The sequence below is a fragment of the Streptomyces pilosus genome, from assembly GCF_014649835.1.
In the GTDB taxonomy this organism is placed as follows: Bacteria; Actinomycetota; Actinomycetes; order Streptomycetales; family Streptomycetaceae; genus Streptomyces; species Streptomyces pilosus.
This window is the reverse complement of sequence record NZ_BMTU01000003.1, coordinates 594616-609713: the sequence shown is the minus strand read 5'-3', so window position 1 is coordinate 609713 and position 15098 is coordinate 594616. Positions and strand designations below refer to the sequence as shown.

The window sequence follows — 15098 nt, the reverse complement described above, 5'->3', positions numbered from 1 at the left end:
AGAACGGGCCGCGCGCAGGCGTGCGGCCCGTTTTGTCGTGTGTGCGCATACTGATGCCCTACGGGGCAGGCTAGGAACGATCACGGGGGACGGTGTCGTACGAGGAGCGAAGGGCACGTGACGGACGCGGAGGACCGCAAGCCGCAGTCGGACGAGGCGAGGAGTGGGTTCCTGCCACCCATCGGGGTCGCGGCGCCGGCCGAGCCCGACTCGTCGACGACGTCCGAGTTCGCGGTTCCCGAAGGGCTCGCCGTCTCCAGGACCGGCACGGAGTCGGAGGCGACGTCCGAGTTCGCCGTGCCGGACGGCCTGGACGTGGCGCCGCCGCACCCGGCCGAGTCGGAGGGGTCGGCGTTCAACCGGCCCAGCACCTACAGCGCGAAGCGGCCGCCGCCGGCCTTCACCCCGCCGAACGGGGTACCGGCCGTCAGCCTCACCCGGGACGTGCCGTGGCAGGACCGGATGCGCACGATGCTGCGCATGCCGGTGACCGAGCGGCCGGCGCCGGAGCCGATCCAGCGGCACGACGATTCCGGGCCGGCCGTGCCGCGCGTGCTCGACCTGACCCTGCGGATCGGGGAGCTGCTGCTGGCGGGCGGTGAGGGCGCCGAGGACGTGGAGGCGGCGATGTTCGCCGTGTGCCGCTCCTACGGCCTGGACCGCTGCGAACCCAACGTCACCTTCACGCTGCTGGCGATCTCCTACCAGCCGTCGCTGGTCGACGACCCCGTGACCGCGTCCCGCACGGTGCGGCGCCGCAGCCCCGACTACACCCGTCTGGCGGCCGTCTACCAGCTGGTGGACGACCTCAGCGACCCCGAGACCCACGTGTCCCTGGAGGAGGCCTACCGGCGGCTGGCGGAGATCCGCCGCAACCGGCACCCGTACTCCGGCTGGACGCTGACCGCGGCGAGCGGGCTGCTCGCCGGCTCGGCCTCGGTGCTGGTCGGCGGTGGCTTCCTGGTGTTCGTGGCCGCCGCGGTCGGCGCGATGCTCGGCGACCGGCTGGCCTGGCTCTGCGCGGGGCGCGGGCTGCCGGAGTTCTACCAGTTCACGGTGGCCGCCACGCCGCCGGCCGCGATCGGGGTAGCGCTCACCGTGGCGCACGTGGACGTGAAGGCGTCCGCGGTGATCACCGGTGGGCTGTTCGCGCTGCTGCCGGGGCGGGCGCTGGTGGCGGGCGTGCAGGACGGCCTGACCGGCTTCTACATCACCGCGTCGGCCCGCCTGCTGGAGGTCCTGTACTTCTTCGTGGGCATCGTGGCGGGTGTGCTGACGGTGCTGTACTTCGGCGTGCAGCTGGGGGCGAACCTGAACCCGGACGCGGCGCTCGGCGGTGATCCGCGCCCGGTGCTGCAGATCGTCGCGTCGATGGCGCTGTCGCTGGCCTTCGCGGTGCTGCTCCAGCAGGAGAGGTCCACCGTGCTGATGGCGACCCTGAACGGCGGGATCGCCTGGGTGGTGTACGGGGCGCTGCACGTCACGGGCGACATCTCACCGGTGGCGGCCACGGCCGTGGCGGCCGGTGTGGTGGGTCTCTTCGGACAGCTGCTGGCCCGCTACCGGTTCGCGTCGGCGCTGCCGTACACCACGGCGGCCATCGGGCCGCTGCTGCCGGGTTCCGCCACGTACTTCGGTCTGCTGGGCATCGCGCAGAACGAGGTCACCGACGGGCTGGCGTCGCTCACCAAGGCCGTGGCCCTGGCCATGGCCATCGCGATCGGGGTGAACCTCGGGTCGGAGATCTCCCGGATCTTCCTGCGGATCGGTTCCCCGGAGAAGCGCCGGGCGGCGAAGCGGACGCGGGGATTCTGACGCGGCCGCCCGGCTCGCGGCCGGGCGGAGCCGCACGTCGGCTCCGCCCGCGTCCCTTCGGGCGTCTCAGTAGCCGCCGTTGTACGGCTGCTGCTGGTTGTAGTGCTGGTCGTTGCCGTACGGCTGCTGCCGGGGGTCCTGCCTCGGGTAGCCGCCCTGGTTGCCGTACGGCTGCTGGGGGGCCTGCCGCGGGGCGTGCTGCGGGGCCTGCTGCTGGGGGTAGCCGGCCGGGTTTCCGTACTGCTGGTGGGACGGCTGGGGCTGCTGCGGGGCGGCCGGGGGGATGCGTCGCAGCTGGGTCGTGGCGTCGTCCATGACGGGGTACTGCGGCGCGGCGACCGGGGCCGGGGCCTCGGCGGCGGCGCGCTTCTTCTTCCCGCGCTCACGCAGGTACTCGACGATGATCGGCACCACGGAGAGGAAGACGATCAGGATGAGGATCGACTCGACGTTGTTCTTGATGAACCCGATCTGGCCGAGCCAGTAACCCGCCAGGGTGACGCCGCAGCCCCAGGCGACACCGCCGATGACGTTGTACGTCACGAACGTGCGGTACTTCATGCGGCCGGCGCCCGCCACGATGGGGGCGAAGGTGCGGACGATCGGGACGAAGCGGGCCAGGACGATCGCCTTGGGGCCGTACTTCTCCATGAAGTCGTGCGCCTTCTCCAGGTTCTCCTGTTTGAAGAGCTTGGAGTTCGGCCGGCTGAACAGCCGGGGACCGAAGAACTTGCCGATCATGTAACCGACTTGGTCACCGATGACGGCGGCCAGCACGATCAGGGTGCACACCAGCCACAGCGGCTGGGTGATGTAACTGCCCTCGGCCACGAAGAGACCCGCCGTGAACAGCAGGGAGTCACCGGGCAGGAACGCGAAGAGTCCGGACTCCGCGAAGACGATCAGCAGGATGCCGGGGAGGCTGAAGGTCTCGATCAGGTAGTCCGGACTCAGCCACTCAGGGCCGAGCGCAAGCGTGGTCACGGGGATGTGGCTCCTGCAGCTGGGGGAGGTACGGGCCGGGCTGGCTGCCCAAATTATGAACGCAGCCGTCGAAGCCCAGGTTCCGCGGGGGTGTCCAGGATGCCCTGTGTACCGCCCCGGAGAAAGCCGTGATCCGTCACCGGGGCGATCACCGCTGGTCGTGGCCCGGAAGCCCGCCGGGCCACGACCGCTCAGGAGGCGTGCCGGGCGGCGTTGGCGACGATCGCGTCGCGCAGGTAGCCGGCCAGACCGGCGCGGATCCTCTCGTACGTGGCGGTGAACCGCGGGTCGGACACGTACATCTCGCCCAGACCCGCGTGCATCTCGTGCCCGCAGTCGTAGTACGCGCCGGTGATGAACCGCCGGTGCTCCTCGGCGAGGTCCATGGCCGCCTCGGAGTCGGCCGGTGTCCCGGCGTCCATCAGGCCGGCCATGCGCCGGTGCAGGCCGTCGAACTCCGCGGTGACGCGCTTCCAGTCCTCCTTGGTGTACGACGCGGTCCGCCGGCGCGACTGGCGGTAGGCGTCGGTGCCGCCCCAGCGTTCCCGCACCTCGTCCTCGTATTGGTCCGGGTCGAAGTCGCCGAACACCTCGAACTTCTCCTCGGGCGTCAGATCGATTCCCATCGTGCGTGCCTCCATCGCGTGTTCCACGGCCGCCGCCATCTCCCTCAGCTTCTCGATCCGGGCGGTCAGCAGTTCGTGCTGGCGGCGCAGGTGCGCGCGCGGGTCCGCGGCCGGGTCGTCGAGCAGGACGGCGACCTCCTCGAGCGGGAAGCCGAGCGCGCGGTAGAACAGGATCTGCTGCAGCCGGTCGAGGTCGGCGTCGCTGTAGCGCCGGTGACCGGCGTGGCTGCGCTCGCTGGGCGCGAGCAGGCCGATGCCGTCGTAGTGGTGCAGGGTGCGCACCGTGACGCCGGCGAAGCCGGCCACCTGTCCCACGGAGTAGCTCACTTCCGCTCCTTTCCCTTTCGCGCTCCAGCCTGGGTCCTCACGTCGGGTGAGGTGCAAGCCGCTTCCCTGTTTGTCCGCTTTCTCCACTTATCGTGTGCGGGTGGCCCAGGACAGCGCACCACCCGCACCCTCCGCCGCCCCGGGGGCCGCGGCACGCACGCTTCTGCCGACCCTCGTGCCCGCGCTGCTGGTGGGCGTGGTGACGAGTCTGGTGCTGCTGGCGGTCGGCACCGCCGCGGAGGAGTTGCAGGACGTCCTGTGGGAGACGGTGCCGGACGCCCTCGGCGTCGGCAGGTACTCCGTGCTGTGGATGTTCGTGATGCTCGTCGCCACCGGCGTCGCGGTCGGTCTGGTGGTGTGGAAGGCCCCGGGCCACGCGGGCCCCGATCCGGCCACCACCGGACTCGACGCGCCGGTGCTGCCGCTCACGGTGCTGCCGGGACTGCTGCTGGCGACGGCGTTCGTGCTGGCCGGCGGGCCGAGCCTGGGCCCCGAGAACCCGATCATCGCCGTGAACGTCTCCCTGGCCGTCCGGGTGGGCCTCAGGGCCTTCCCGCGGACCCGGCAGAGCGGCTGGGTGGCCCTGGCGGAGGCCGGGACGATCGGCGCGCTGTTCGGTACGCCGGTCGCCGCCGCGCTCGTCATCTCGGAGGCGCTGGCCGGGCAGCGGATCAAGGGGCAGCTGTGGGACAGCCTGTTCGCGCCGCTGGCGGCCGCCGGAGCCGGGGCGCTCACCACCGCGCTGGTGTCCGAGCCCAGTTTCGACCTGCGTCTGCCGCCGTTCGGGCGGCCCGGCTGGGGCGACCTGCTCGCGTCGCTCGTGGTGGCCCCGGTGGGGGCGGCGCTCGGCATGTGCGCCGTGTACGCCTTCCCCCACGTCCACCGGGCCTTCGCCCGGCTGCGGCACCCGATGCTGATGCTCCCGGTCGGCGGGGCGGTGCTGGGCGCCCTGGCCGCCCTGGGCGGGCACCTGACCCTCTTCAAGGGGCTCGACGAGGTCGCCGAGCTGGCGCGGGACCCGGACGGCTGGACGGCGGGCGAGTTCGCCACCATGACGGTGGTGAAGCTGGCCGCCCTGCTCGTCGCCGCCTCCTGCGGCTTCCGGGGCGGGCGGATCTTCCCCTCGGTGTTCGTCGGCACGGCGCTCGGACTGGGCGCGCACGCGCTGGTGCCGGGCGTGCAGCCGGCGGTGGGCGTGGCGGCGGCCGTGCTGGGGGTCCTGCTGGCCGTCACCCGGCAGGGCTGGGTGAGCCTGTTCGTCGCCGCCGTCCTGGTCTCCTCCCCCTCGGTCATCGCCCTGCTGTGCATCGCCTCCCTGCCTGCCTGGCTGCTGGTCACGGGCCGCCCGCACATGCAGCTGCGGGAGGACGGAACGGCGGTCCGGTGACCCGCAGCACCCCGCCCCCCTCCGGCCCTTCCAGGGCCGCCCACCCCTCACGGAGGCACCCATGCCGCTCCACAACGGCCCGCAGCACGAAGAGCGCCCCTTGTCCGTCAACCCCTTCCTGGGCGAGGCCAATCCGGTCGGGGACATGCTCGGGGCCCCGCCCAAGCACCGGCTGCCCGACGGGCCCATGACGCCCTCGACGGCGTACCAGCTCGTGCACGACGAGCTGATGCTGGACGGCAACGCGCGGCTGAACCTGGCCACCTTCGTCACCACCTGGATGGAGCCCCAGGCCGGCGTCCTGATGGCGGAGTGCCGGGACAAGAACATGATCGACAAGGACGAGTACCCGCGCACGGCCGAGCTGGAGCGGCGCTGTGTGGCGATGCTCGCCGACCTGTGGCACGCCCCGGACCCGTCGGCGGCCGTGGGCTGTTCGACGACCGGGTCCAGCGAGGCGTGCATGCTCGCCGGGATGGCGATGAAGCGGCGCTGGATGCACCGCAACGCCGACCGCTACCCGTCCCCCGACGCCCGGCCGAACCTCGTCATGGGGGTCAACGTCCAGGTCTGCTGGGACAAGTTCTGCACCTTCTGGGAGGTGGAGCCCCGTCAGGTGCCCATGGAGGGCGAGCGGTTCCACCTCGACCCGGCCGCCGCGGCCGCCCTGTGCGACGAGAACACCATCGGCGTCGTCGGCGTCCTGGGGTCCACCTTCGACGGGTCGTACGAGCCGGTCGCGGACCTGTGCGCCGCGCTGGACGGACTCCAGGAGCGCACCGGCCTGGACGTCCCGGTGCACGTCGACGGGGCGTCGGGCGCGATGGTCGCGCCCTTCCTCGACGAGGACCTGGTGTGGGACTTCCGCCTCCCCCGGGTGGCGTCGGTCAACACCTCCGGGCACAAGTACGGACTGGTCTACCCGGGTGTCGGCTGGGTGCTGTGGCGGGACGCGGGGACGCTGCCCGAGGAGCTGGTCTTCCGGGTCAACTACCTGGGCGGCGACATGCCGACCTTCGCGCTGAACTTCTCCCGCCCGGGCGCCCAGGTCGTGGCGCAGTACTACACGTTCCTGCGGCTGGGCCGGGAGGGCTACCGCGCGGTGCAGCAGGCCTCGCGGGACGTGGCCACGCGGCTGTCCGCGCGGATCGCGGAACTGGGCGACTTCCGCCTGCTCACCCGGGGCGACGAGCTGCCCGTGTTCGCGTTCACCACCACCCCGGAGGTGACGGCCTACGACGTGTTCGACGTGTCCCGGCGGATGCGGGAGAGCGGCTGGCTGGTGCCCGCGTACACGTTCCCGGCGAACCGCCAGGACCTGTCGGTGCTGCGGGTGGTGTGCCGCAACGGCTTCTCCGAGGACCTCGCGGACGTCTTCGCCGAGGACCTGGCCCGGCTGCTGCCGGACCTGCGCCGGCAGCCGCGCCCCCTCACCGAGGACAGGGACGCGGCCACCGGGTTCCACCACTAGGGCCTGTCCGGCGTGGTCCGCCGGACGGGCTCTAGCGGCTGAGCCGCGCGAACCGCCGGACCGCCAGCGGGAAGAACACCGCGAGCAGCGCCAGGGGCCACAGGACGGCCGCCCAGAGGTGCCCCGGCTCCCCGCCGGGGCTGCCGAACAGGTCGCGCACGGCCGTGGCGGTGTGGGACATGGGGTTCCACTGGACGACCGTGCCCAGCCAGTCCGGCATGGAGCCGGGCGCGGCGAAGGCGTTGGACAGGAAGCCGACCGGCCAGACCAGGATCTGCACGGCCTGCACCAGCTCCGGCTTCCCCGCGACCAGCGCGAGGTGGATGCCGATCCACAGCATGGCGAACCGGAACAGCAGGAGCAGCCCCACGGCGCCGAGGAGACCGGCCGCGCCGCCGTGGGCGCGCCAGCCGAGCGCGGCGGCGACGGCGAGCAGCACCGCCAGGCCGAGCGCGGACTGGAGCATGTCGGCGGCGGACCGGCCGACCAGGACGGCGCCGTTGGCCATCGGCATGGCACGGAAGCGGTCGATGACGCCCTTGTTCAGGTCCTGGGTGACGGCGACCATGGTGCCCTCCAGGCCGAAGGCCATGGTGAGCGCGAGCATGCCGGGCACCAGGAAGTCGAGGTACTCGCCGCTCACCCCCCGGCCGCCGCCGACCAGGTAGCCGAACATCAGCAGCAGCATCACCGGGAAGACCAGGTTGACCACCACCGTCACCGGCTGCCGTCCCCAGCGGGCGAGTTCACGGCGGGTCATGGTCCAGGAGTCGGTCAGGGCGTACGTCGCGGTGGTCATGCGGCCTCCTTCACTCGCTCGTCGTGCCCGGTCAGACGCAGGAACACCTCGTCGAGGGTGGGCCGGCGCAGGGCGATGTCCTCGGCCTCGACGCCGGCCTCCGCCAGCGCGCGGACCACCGCGGCCAGGGCCGCCATGCGGTCGGTGACCGGTGCGCTCAGCAGCCGCCGGTCGGTGTCCACGGTGACCGCGTCCTTCGGTACGGGCAGCAGGGCGACGGCGGCGCCCAGCTGCCCGGCGTCGCGCAGCACGACGTCGATGCGGTCGCCGCCGGTGGCCGCCTTGAGCTCGTCCGCCGTGCCGTCGGCGACGACCCGCCCCGCGTCCACCAGGGAGATGCGGTCGGCGAGCTGGTCGGCCTCCTCCAGGTACTGGGTGGTGAGCAGGACGGTGGTGCCGCCGCCGACCAGGGAGCGGACGGAGTCCCACACCTCCGCCCGGCCCCGCGGGTCGAGGCCCGTGGTCGGTTCGTCGAGGAACAGCACCTCCGGTTCGGTGATCAGGGAGGCGGCGAGGTCGAGGCGGCGCCGCATGCCGCCGCTGTACTGCTTCACCGCCTTGTGTCCGGTGCCGGAGAGCTCGAAGCGCTCCAGCAGCTCACCGGCCCGCGCGCGGGCGCGCCGTGCGCCCAGGTGGTACAGGCGGCCGAACAGCTCCAGGTTCTGCCGTCCGCCGAGTTCCTCGTCGAGCGCCGCGTGCTGGCCGAGCAGGCCGATGCGCAGCCGTACCGCGTAGGCCTCGCGCACCACGTCGCATCCCGCCACCTCGACCCGGCCCGCGTCGGGCCGCAGCAGGGTGGCCAGGATCCTCACCAGGGTGGTCTTGCCCGCGCCGTTCGGCCCGAGCACCGCGTGCACCGTGCCGCGCGCGACCGTGAGGTCGAGCCCGTCCAGTGCGGGTCTGTTGTTGCCGCCGCCTCCGCCGTAGGTCTTGCGTACGTCCTCGACGGTGATCGCCGCGTCGGTCAAGGGGACTCCCTCGCTAGTCAAACTTGACTACCAGCTCGACGGTAATACCCGGGCGACCCACTCGTCAAACTTGATTACCGGGCATCCCCCGGATGCCGCTCCCCCGTGGCGTACGGGTTCTCCTCGCCCTCGGCCAGGACGCCGATGAACGGCTCGCCCTCACCGGCGAAGGTGTAGGCGCCGCTCCGGACCCGCTCGACGAGGCCCCTGGTCCACGCGGCGCCGGTGTCGGCCGAGTGCACCCACAGGTCCATGATCTCCCCGATGTGGCCCAGCTGGCCGGGCCCCTCCTCGGGCGTGTAGTACTCGGTGACGGCCCTGCGCCACTCCTCGATGGAACGCAGCCGCTGCTCCAGCAGCGCGAGGGCCTCCGCCCGTTCGAGGTCGACCATCAGGCCGAGCCCCGCCGAGAACACGTCCGGCTTCTGGTCGTAGGAGGTCAGCGCCTCCCGCAGCAGCCGGAAGAACTCCTCGGTGCCCGGCTCGGTGATCTCGTACTCCGTGCGCGGCGGGCCGCCGGCCGTGGACGGAGCGATCTCGTGCGCGTGCAGCAGGCCCTGCCTGGCCATCTGCTTCAGCGCGTGGTAGATCGAACCGGGCTTGGCGTTGGACCACTCGTGCGCGCCCCAGTACTCCAGGTCGTTGCGCACCTGGTAGCCGTGGGCCCGGCCGTGCTGGCGCACCGCGCCGAGCACCAGGAGACGGATCACTGACATGCGGTCCAGAGTAGGCCGCACGGCATCCCGCCCAGGAGCGGCCCCGCTCCCTCACCCACGGGCCGCGGCCGGCACGACGGCCCGTGGGCTCGTGGGCTCGTGGGCCCGGTGGGCGCGCACTCGGCCTGAGTCACTCAGAACGGGAAGCCGCTGCGGCCGTGCTGGACCGAGATCCACTTCGTCGTGGTGAAGGCGTCGAGCATCGTGTCGCCGTTCAGCCGGCCGATGCCGGAGTGCTTCTCGCCGCCGAAGGGGACGATCGGCTCGTCGTGCACCGTGCCGTCGTTCACGTGGAACATGCCGGTGTCGATCCGCTTGGCGAAGTTCACGCCCCGCTCGACGTTGCCGGTGTGCACGGCGCCGCTCAGCCCGTACGGGGAGTCGTTGACGATGCGCACGGCCTCCTCCTCGCCGTCGAACGGCACGAGGAAGGCGACGGGGCCGAAGACCTCCTGGCGCAGCAGGGCCGAGTCCGCGGGCAGTCCGGTCAGCACCGAGGGCTCGACCAGGTTGGCGGTGCGCCCGCCGCGCACCAGGGCCGTGGCGCCCTCGGCGAGCGCCTGCTCGACGACGGCCGAGAGGGCGTCCGCCTGCCGGGAGTTGATCACCGGGCCGATGACGGTCTCCGGGTCGCGCGGGTCGCCGGCCTTCAGGGAGCCGACCTTGGCGACGAACTTCTCGGTGAACTCCTCGGCCACCGCGCGGTCGACCAGCACCCGGTTGGCGGCCATGCAGACCTGGCCCTGGTGGACGTACCGGCTGAACACGGCCGCGTCCACCGCGTAGTCGACATCGGCGTCGTCGAGGACCACGAGGGCGCTATTGCCGCCGAGTTCGAGGACCGTGCGCTTGAAGAGGGAGGCGCAGACGGTCGCCACGTGCCGGCCGACCTGGTCGGAGCCGGTGAAGGAGATGACCTTCGGTATCGGGTGCTCCAGGAACGCGTCGCCGATCTCCGCTATGTCGGTGATCACCACGTTCAGCAGGCCACCGGGCAGACCCGCGTCCTCGAAGATCTTCGCGACCAGCGCGCCGCCGACGATCGGGGTGTTCTGGTGCGGCTTGAGGACCACGCCGTTGCCGAGCGCCAGCGCGGGGGCGACGGACTTCAGCGACAGCAGGAACGGGAAGTTGAAGGGGCTGATCACACCCACGACGCCGACGGGCACGCGGTAGACGCGGTTCTCCTTGCCGTCCACCGGTGAGGGGAGGATCCGGCCCTCGGGGGCCAGCGCGAGGTGGACCGCCTCGCGCAGGAACTCCTTGGCCAGGTGCAGCTCGAAGGCGGCCTTCAGCCGCGTACCGCCGAGCTCGGCGACGATCGCCCCGGCGATCTCCTCCTCGCGCTCCTGCACCAGCGCGAGCGCCTTCTCGAACACCGCGCGGCGGGCGTACGGGCTGGTCGCCGCCCACTGCTTCTGCGCGCGGGCCGCCGCCCGGTACGCCTGATCGACCTCGTCGACCGTGGCTATGGTGATCGAGGCGAGCTTCTCGTCGTCGTACGGATCGAAGTCGATGATGTCCCAGGAGCCGGAGCCCGGACGCCACTCACCGCCGATGTACTGCTGAGCCAGGTCGGTGAAGTACGACGACATGTGATCCCTCGATCCCTCGCTGCATCAGCAGAGCACTGATCAACTCCACGGTCTGATCACGCGTCATCGTACTTGTGTTTCAACGGAGTTGGGGGCGCTTGCTCAGGAGAGCTGGAGCAGTCCCCGCAGCAGGTCCCGGCTCTCCGACGGACCCGGGCTGTCGTGCTGGAGCTCCTTGAGCGCCCGCTCGTACTGGCCCACGTCCTCGGCCTTGTCCAGGTAGAGCGCGCTGGTGAGCTGCTCCATGTACACGACGTCCGACAGATCGGACTCGGGGAAGCTGAGGATGGTGAAGGAGCCGGACTCGCCGGAGTGACCGCCGAGGCTGAACGGCACGACCTGGAGCCGCACATTGGGGCGCTCGGAGATCTCGATGAGGTGCTGGAGCTGGCCGCGCATCACCTCGCGGCCGCCGTAGGGCCGGCGCAGGGCGGCCTCGTCGAGGACGACGTGGAACTCCGGGGCGTTCTCCGCGACCAGGTACTTCTGCCGCTCCAGGCGCAGCGCCACCCGCCGCTCCACATCGGCGTCGCTCGCGCTCTTCATGCCCCGCCGCACCACCGCGCGGGCGTACTCCTCGGTCTGCAGCAGGCCGTGCACGAACTGCACCTCGTACGCGCGCAGCAGCGAGGCCGCGCCCTCCAGGCCCACGTAGGTGGGGAACCAGCTCGGCAGCACGTCCGAGTAGCTGTGCCACCAGCCCGCGACGTTGGCCTCCTTGGCGAGGGAGATCAGCGAGGTGCGCTCCTGCTCGTCCGTGATGCCGTACAGCGTGAGCAGGTCCTCGACATCCCTGGTCTTGAAGCTCACCCGGCCCAGCTCCATCCGGCTGATCTTCGACTCGGAGGCGCGGATCGAATAACCCGCCGCCTCGCGCGTGATCCCCCGCGCCTCACGCAGTCGCCTGAGTTGTGATCCGAGCAGCATGCGCCGCACCACCGATCCCGGCTCTCCCGCGCTCACGTTCGCCAGCCTCCCCAACGTCTTCAAGGGCCGCAGTCTGCCACTAAAACACTTCGAGCAGTACTCGTCCGGTTACGGAAACGGAATCGAGCCGAGCGATCCGATCGGGAAGCATCACTGATCGGAGGGCCGGGAGCAACGAGAAGACAAGAGAACAGCCAGGAGAGGACAGGAAGATGACGGAAAAATTGGCCAACAAACCAGTACGGGCGTAACCAATTCGGTCAGCTGCACGTGCATCTGCCCTTGCATCTGCTGTGCGCATCCGAAACCATGGTCTCCGCACCACCGCCGCCTCGCTACGACCGCGAATTCCGGGAGTGCCTCGCATGGGGACGAATGGATCGACCATGCTCGAGCCGTTACGGCAGGGCCTTCCGCCGCTGAACCTCTCGGCCGCCTCCGACGCCGCCTCCTGCGCCCTCCCCGCCCGCTACGAAGCGGTCCGCGACGCACGGCAGTTCACCCGCAAGACGCTCGAACAGTGGACTCTCGGCGACCGTTTCGACGACGTCTGCCTGGTGGTCTCCGAGCTGGTCACCAACGCCCTGCGGCACGCCCTGCCGCCCGGCGCCCCGCGGCAGCCGGCACACGAACCGCCGGTACGGCTGCACCTGATGCGGTGGACCGAGCGGCTGGTGTGCGCGGTGCGCGACCCGAGCGACGACAGCCCCGTCACCCGTGACTCCGACGACTTCTCCGCCGAGTCCGGCCGCGGGCTGTTCCTGGTCGACTCCTTCAGCGACAGCTGGGGCTGGCACCCGATGGCGGGGGCGCTCAGCGGCAAGGTGGTGTGGGCGCTGTTCCGGCTCCCCCACCACACCGGGGCCGGAGGCCGCGGCCCCGGCGTCTGACGCGGCGCGCCGCGCACGGGTGCCCCGGTTCTACGCGCGTCGCCGCCCCTCGGTCACCACGGGCCCCTCCGAGCAGGCCGGAGGGCGGGGACGTCAGCCGGCGACCAGGTGGTCGAACTCGCCGTCCTTCACGCCCAGCAGCATGGCCTCGATCTCCGCCCGGGTGTAGACGAGCGCGGGACCGTCGGGGAAGCGGGAGTTGCGCACGGCCACCTCACCGCCGGGCAGCCGGGCGAACTCCACGCACGAACCCTGCGAGTTGCTGTGCCGGCTCTTCTGCCAGGCCACGCCGTCCAGCCCGGTGGCCGCCATGCCGTTGTGCACGCCGGGCGCGTCGGCACCGTCGTACACGTCACCGTCGAACACGTCGTGGTCCACAGGTCGCTCCCCGCTGGTGCACTGGCTGGTGTGGCCATTGATGCAGTGGTCAACTGACCGGGATCATAGCTTTGTTCAAGTGCAGATGCATGGGCAGATGCACGTGCACGCGGGGTGTTCCTGCGATTACAGCGTCGCCAGTCGCCTCGTGCCCGCTTTGACGGACGCTTTACCGAATCCCCGCGGTAGGAGAGACGCGCCCGGGGGCTTTTGTGTTCCCTCGTGTGCCGTTCTGGTGAGGTGGGTCCACCAGGGTGCGAGGTGGGTCACGGGGGGCTGGCCGGGGGACGGCGGTTCCTGTTAGCTGACTGCGGTCGCCCGGCCGACGGGGCCGGCAACAGGCAGGGGGCTCGCAGTGACTTCGGAGGCTTCGGACGCTTCGGTGGGTCCGGTGACGCACGCTCCCGCGGCGCGCGGGACGCATCCGCCCGTACCCCGCGCGTCGTCACCGTGGCGCCGGCGGGCGACGGCCGTGGCCGCGGCACTGGCCGGCGCGCTCGCCCTGGCGGGGTGCAGCGGTGACGGCTCCGACGGCACGGACGACCCGGCGAGCCCCACCCCGTCCGCCACGGCGTCCGCGGACTCCGGCGGCACGGGCGACTCCGGGGCGGGCGCAACCCCCGCGGACGAGCTGGACGGAAGCTGGCTCACCACCGCCGGCGGGAAGGCCGTGGTCCTCATGGTCAACGGTGAGCAGGCGGCACTCTTCGCCACGGGCGGCACCATGTGCACCGGCTCCGCCCGGGAGGACGGCGGGAGCCGGTCGATCAGTTTGACGTGCGACGACGGCACCGAGGACCGCGCGGAGGGGACGGTCGGCTCCGTCGAGGGGAACTCCCTGAAGGTCACCTGGAAGGGCGCGCTCGGCACCGAGACGTACACCAAGGCCGAGGGCGGCACCCTCCCGACGGGTCTCCCGACACCCGACCCGGCCTCCTGAGAGGGGCCCTGGGAGGCACCCTCCCGACCGCGCTGCCGGCGCCCGGACCGGCCTCCTGAGCGACGGCGGCGCCCGGGACGGCGACGGCTTGCGCCGGCACGCGACGGCAGGGGTCCGGCTCAGGGGAGGCGCGGGTGCGTTCCGACCCGGGCGCCGTCCGCCGCGCGGGCGCCTTCCTCCCAGCCCGCCGCGTCGCTCACCCCGCGCAGCCGCGTGGTGGTCGTCTCCGGGAACAGGCGGTCCGTGCGGTCGGTGACCGCCACCGCGCGGGAGGCGAGGACGGGGAGCAGGTCGTCGCTCACCTCGGTCTCGGCGGCGGCCGCCAGACGCGTGCCCACGCGGTGGGCGTAGGCCGCCATGAAGGACTGCCGGAAGGTCTTGGTCCGCTTCCGTCCGCCGGCGCGCTGCGCGGCCTCCGCCCTGGTCATCGCGGTGGTGGCCTGCACGAGCAGCGAGGTGTGGAGGAGCTCGACCGCCTCCAGGTCGGAGGCGAAGCCGACCACGGTGGAGAAGCCGAACGGTTCGTTCCACACCGCCCGGCAGTGGTTCGCGCCCGCGACCGCGTCCAGCAGCACCGCCTTGGCCTGCTCGTACGGCGGCTCCACCTCGATCCGGCAGGCGCCCGGGACCTCGCCCGAGGGCTCCCGCGAGGCGAGCACCGCCTCGTCGACGCTGTGCCGCGCCATCAGCTCCTGCGCCTTCGCGCTGAGCGCCTCCGCCTCCTCCGGGAACCCGGTCGCCTCCGCCTTGGCCAGCAGCGCGCGGATGCGGCCGAGCATGCGGGACTCCGGCCGCCGGTCGCGCGGGCCGGGAGCGGCCGTCTCGTCGAGGGGTTCGAGGGCGGGCAGGCGCAGCAGCAGGCGGTACAGCTCCAGCACGGCGGTGGCGTGCGAGAAGCGGTCCGCGCGCGGTGACGCGTCCGGGCCCTCCGCGCCGAGCCGCTCCAGCTGGGCCTTCCAGCGCGGCCCCCGGGGCCGGTCGTCGCGCGGGGCCTGCGCGCGGATCAGCTCCGAGACGGTGCGCACGTGCACGTCGTCCAGCCGGCGCCGGACGATCCGCACCACGTCGGCGGGCTGCCAGCCACGCCGCCAGAGGGTGCTCAGGAACTCCTCGCCCCGCCGGGCGAGTTCGATGTCGGCCGCCGGGTCGGCGGCGAGCAGGGAGGCGCCGGTGTCGAGGGCGGTGTCGCCGCTCTCGTGGAGGGCGGCCCGGAAGGCCCGGTCGACGGTGCTGGACGTACTCACGGCTCCGATCGTGCCACGTCCCCGGGCATCA

General features: G+C 72.0%; 14 protein-coding genes. 5 read left to right on the top strand and 9 right to left on the bottom strand.

Annotated features, from left to right (window positions below; translation table 11 throughout):
* Positions 1-117 precede the first annotated feature (117 nt).
* Positions 118-1815: a threonine/serine exporter family protein gene (locus IE118_RS10950; RefSeq protein ID WP_189557564.1), complete on the top strand. Its 1698-nt coding sequence runs from the start codon at positions 118-120 to the stop codon at positions 1813-1815.
* Positions 1816-1881: 66 nt separating this feature from the next.
* On the opposite strand, the gene IE118_RS10945 is transcribed toward IE118_RS10950, so the two are convergent.
* Together IE118_RS10945 and IE118_RS10940 are read right to left on the bottom strand one after the other, a co-directional pair.
* Complete coding sequence (locus IE118_RS10945; RefSeq protein ID WP_189557563.1) at positions 1882-2799, bottom strand: VTT domain-containing protein; 918 nt, start codon at positions 2797-2799, stop codon at positions 1882-1884.
* A 191-nt stretch (positions 2800-2990) separates the two neighbouring features.
* Positions 2991-3752: a MerR family transcriptional regulator gene (locus IE118_RS10940; RefSeq protein ID WP_189557562.1), complete on the bottom strand. Its 762-nt coding sequence runs from the start codon at positions 3750-3752 to the stop codon at positions 2991-2993.
* Between the two features lie 100 nt (positions 3753-3852).
* On the opposite strand from IE118_RS10940, the gene IE118_RS10935 reads away from it, so the two are divergent.
* Both IE118_RS10935 and gad read left to right on the top strand, forming a co-directional pair.
* A complete protein-coding gene (locus IE118_RS10935; protein ID WP_189557561.1) occupies positions 3853-5139 on the top strand; it encodes an ion channel protein in 1287 nt (428 codons plus the stop codon).
* Between the two features lie 61 nt (positions 5140-5200).
* Entirely contained in the window at positions 5201-6610 is a 1410-nt protein-coding gene (gad, locus tag IE118_RS10930; protein ID WP_189557560.1) for a glutamate decarboxylase, read from the top strand.
* A gap of 31 nt (positions 6611-6641) precedes the next feature.
* On the opposite strand, the gene IE118_RS10925 is transcribed toward gad, so the two are convergent.
* From IE118_RS10925 to IE118_RS10905, 5 genes are all read right to left on the bottom strand, one after another.
* On the bottom strand, positions 6642-7409 hold the full coding sequence (locus IE118_RS10925; RefSeq protein WP_189557559.1) for an ABC transporter permease: 768 nt from the start codon (positions 7407-7409) through the stop codon (positions 6642-6644).
* The gene (locus tag IE118_RS10920) at positions 7406-8377 is read right to left on the bottom strand and encodes an ATP-binding cassette domain-containing protein (protein WP_189557558.1); all 972 of its coding nucleotides are present in this window, start codon (positions 8375-8377) and stop codon (positions 7406-7408) included. Before IE118_RS10920 ends, IE118_RS10925 begins: the two co-directional genes overlap by 4 nt.
* A 74-nt stretch (positions 8378-8451) precedes the next feature.
* Positions 8452-9093, bottom strand: coding sequence for a PadR family transcriptional regulator (locus IE118_RS10915; RefSeq protein ID WP_189557557.1), 642 nt, complete (start codon positions 9091-9093; stop codon positions 8452-8454).
* A 134-nt stretch (positions 9094-9227) separates the two neighbouring features.
* A complete protein-coding gene (locus IE118_RS10910; RefSeq protein WP_189557556.1) occupies positions 9228-10688 on the bottom strand; it encodes an aldehyde dehydrogenase family protein in 1461 nt (486 codons plus the stop codon).
* A gap of 102 nt (positions 10689-10790) precedes the next feature.
* Positions 10791-11627 carry a Sco1979 family transcriptional regulator gene (locus IE118_RS10905; RefSeq protein ID WP_491591187.1) on the bottom strand — a complete coding sequence of 279 codons (837 nt, stop codon included), beginning with the start codon at positions 11625-11627 and terminating at the stop codon, positions 10791-10793.
* 374 nt (positions 11628-12001) lie between these two features.
* Between IE118_RS10905 and IE118_RS10900 the strand changes: the two genes are divergently transcribed.
* On the top strand, positions 12002-12505 hold the full coding sequence (locus tag IE118_RS10900) for an ATP-binding protein (protein WP_189557555.1): 504 nt from the start codon (positions 12002-12004) through the stop codon (positions 12503-12505).
* Between the two features lie 93 nt (positions 12506-12598).
* Here IE118_RS10900 and IE118_RS10895 read toward each other — a convergent pair whose 3' ends face one another.
* Positions 12599-12883 carry a DUF397 domain-containing protein gene (locus IE118_RS10895; RefSeq protein WP_189557554.1) on the bottom strand — a complete coding sequence of 95 codons (285 nt, stop codon included), beginning with the start codon at positions 12881-12883 and terminating at the stop codon, positions 12599-12601.
* Positions 12884-13274: 391 nt separating this feature from the next.
* Here IE118_RS10895 and IE118_RS10890 point away from each other — a divergent pair, with 391 nt between their 5' ends.
* On the top strand, positions 13275-13823 hold the full coding sequence (locus tag IE118_RS10890; protein WP_308431832.1) for a hypothetical protein: 549 nt from the start codon (positions 13275-13277) through the stop codon (positions 13821-13823).
* Between the two features lie 119 nt (positions 13824-13942).
* Here the strand turns inward: IE118_RS10890 and IE118_RS10885 are convergent, their stop codons facing one another.
* Entirely contained in the window at positions 13943-15067 is a 1125-nt protein-coding gene (locus tag IE118_RS10885) for a DUF2786 domain-containing protein (protein WP_189557553.1), read from the bottom strand.
* Positions 15068-15098: the final 31 nt, after the last annotated feature.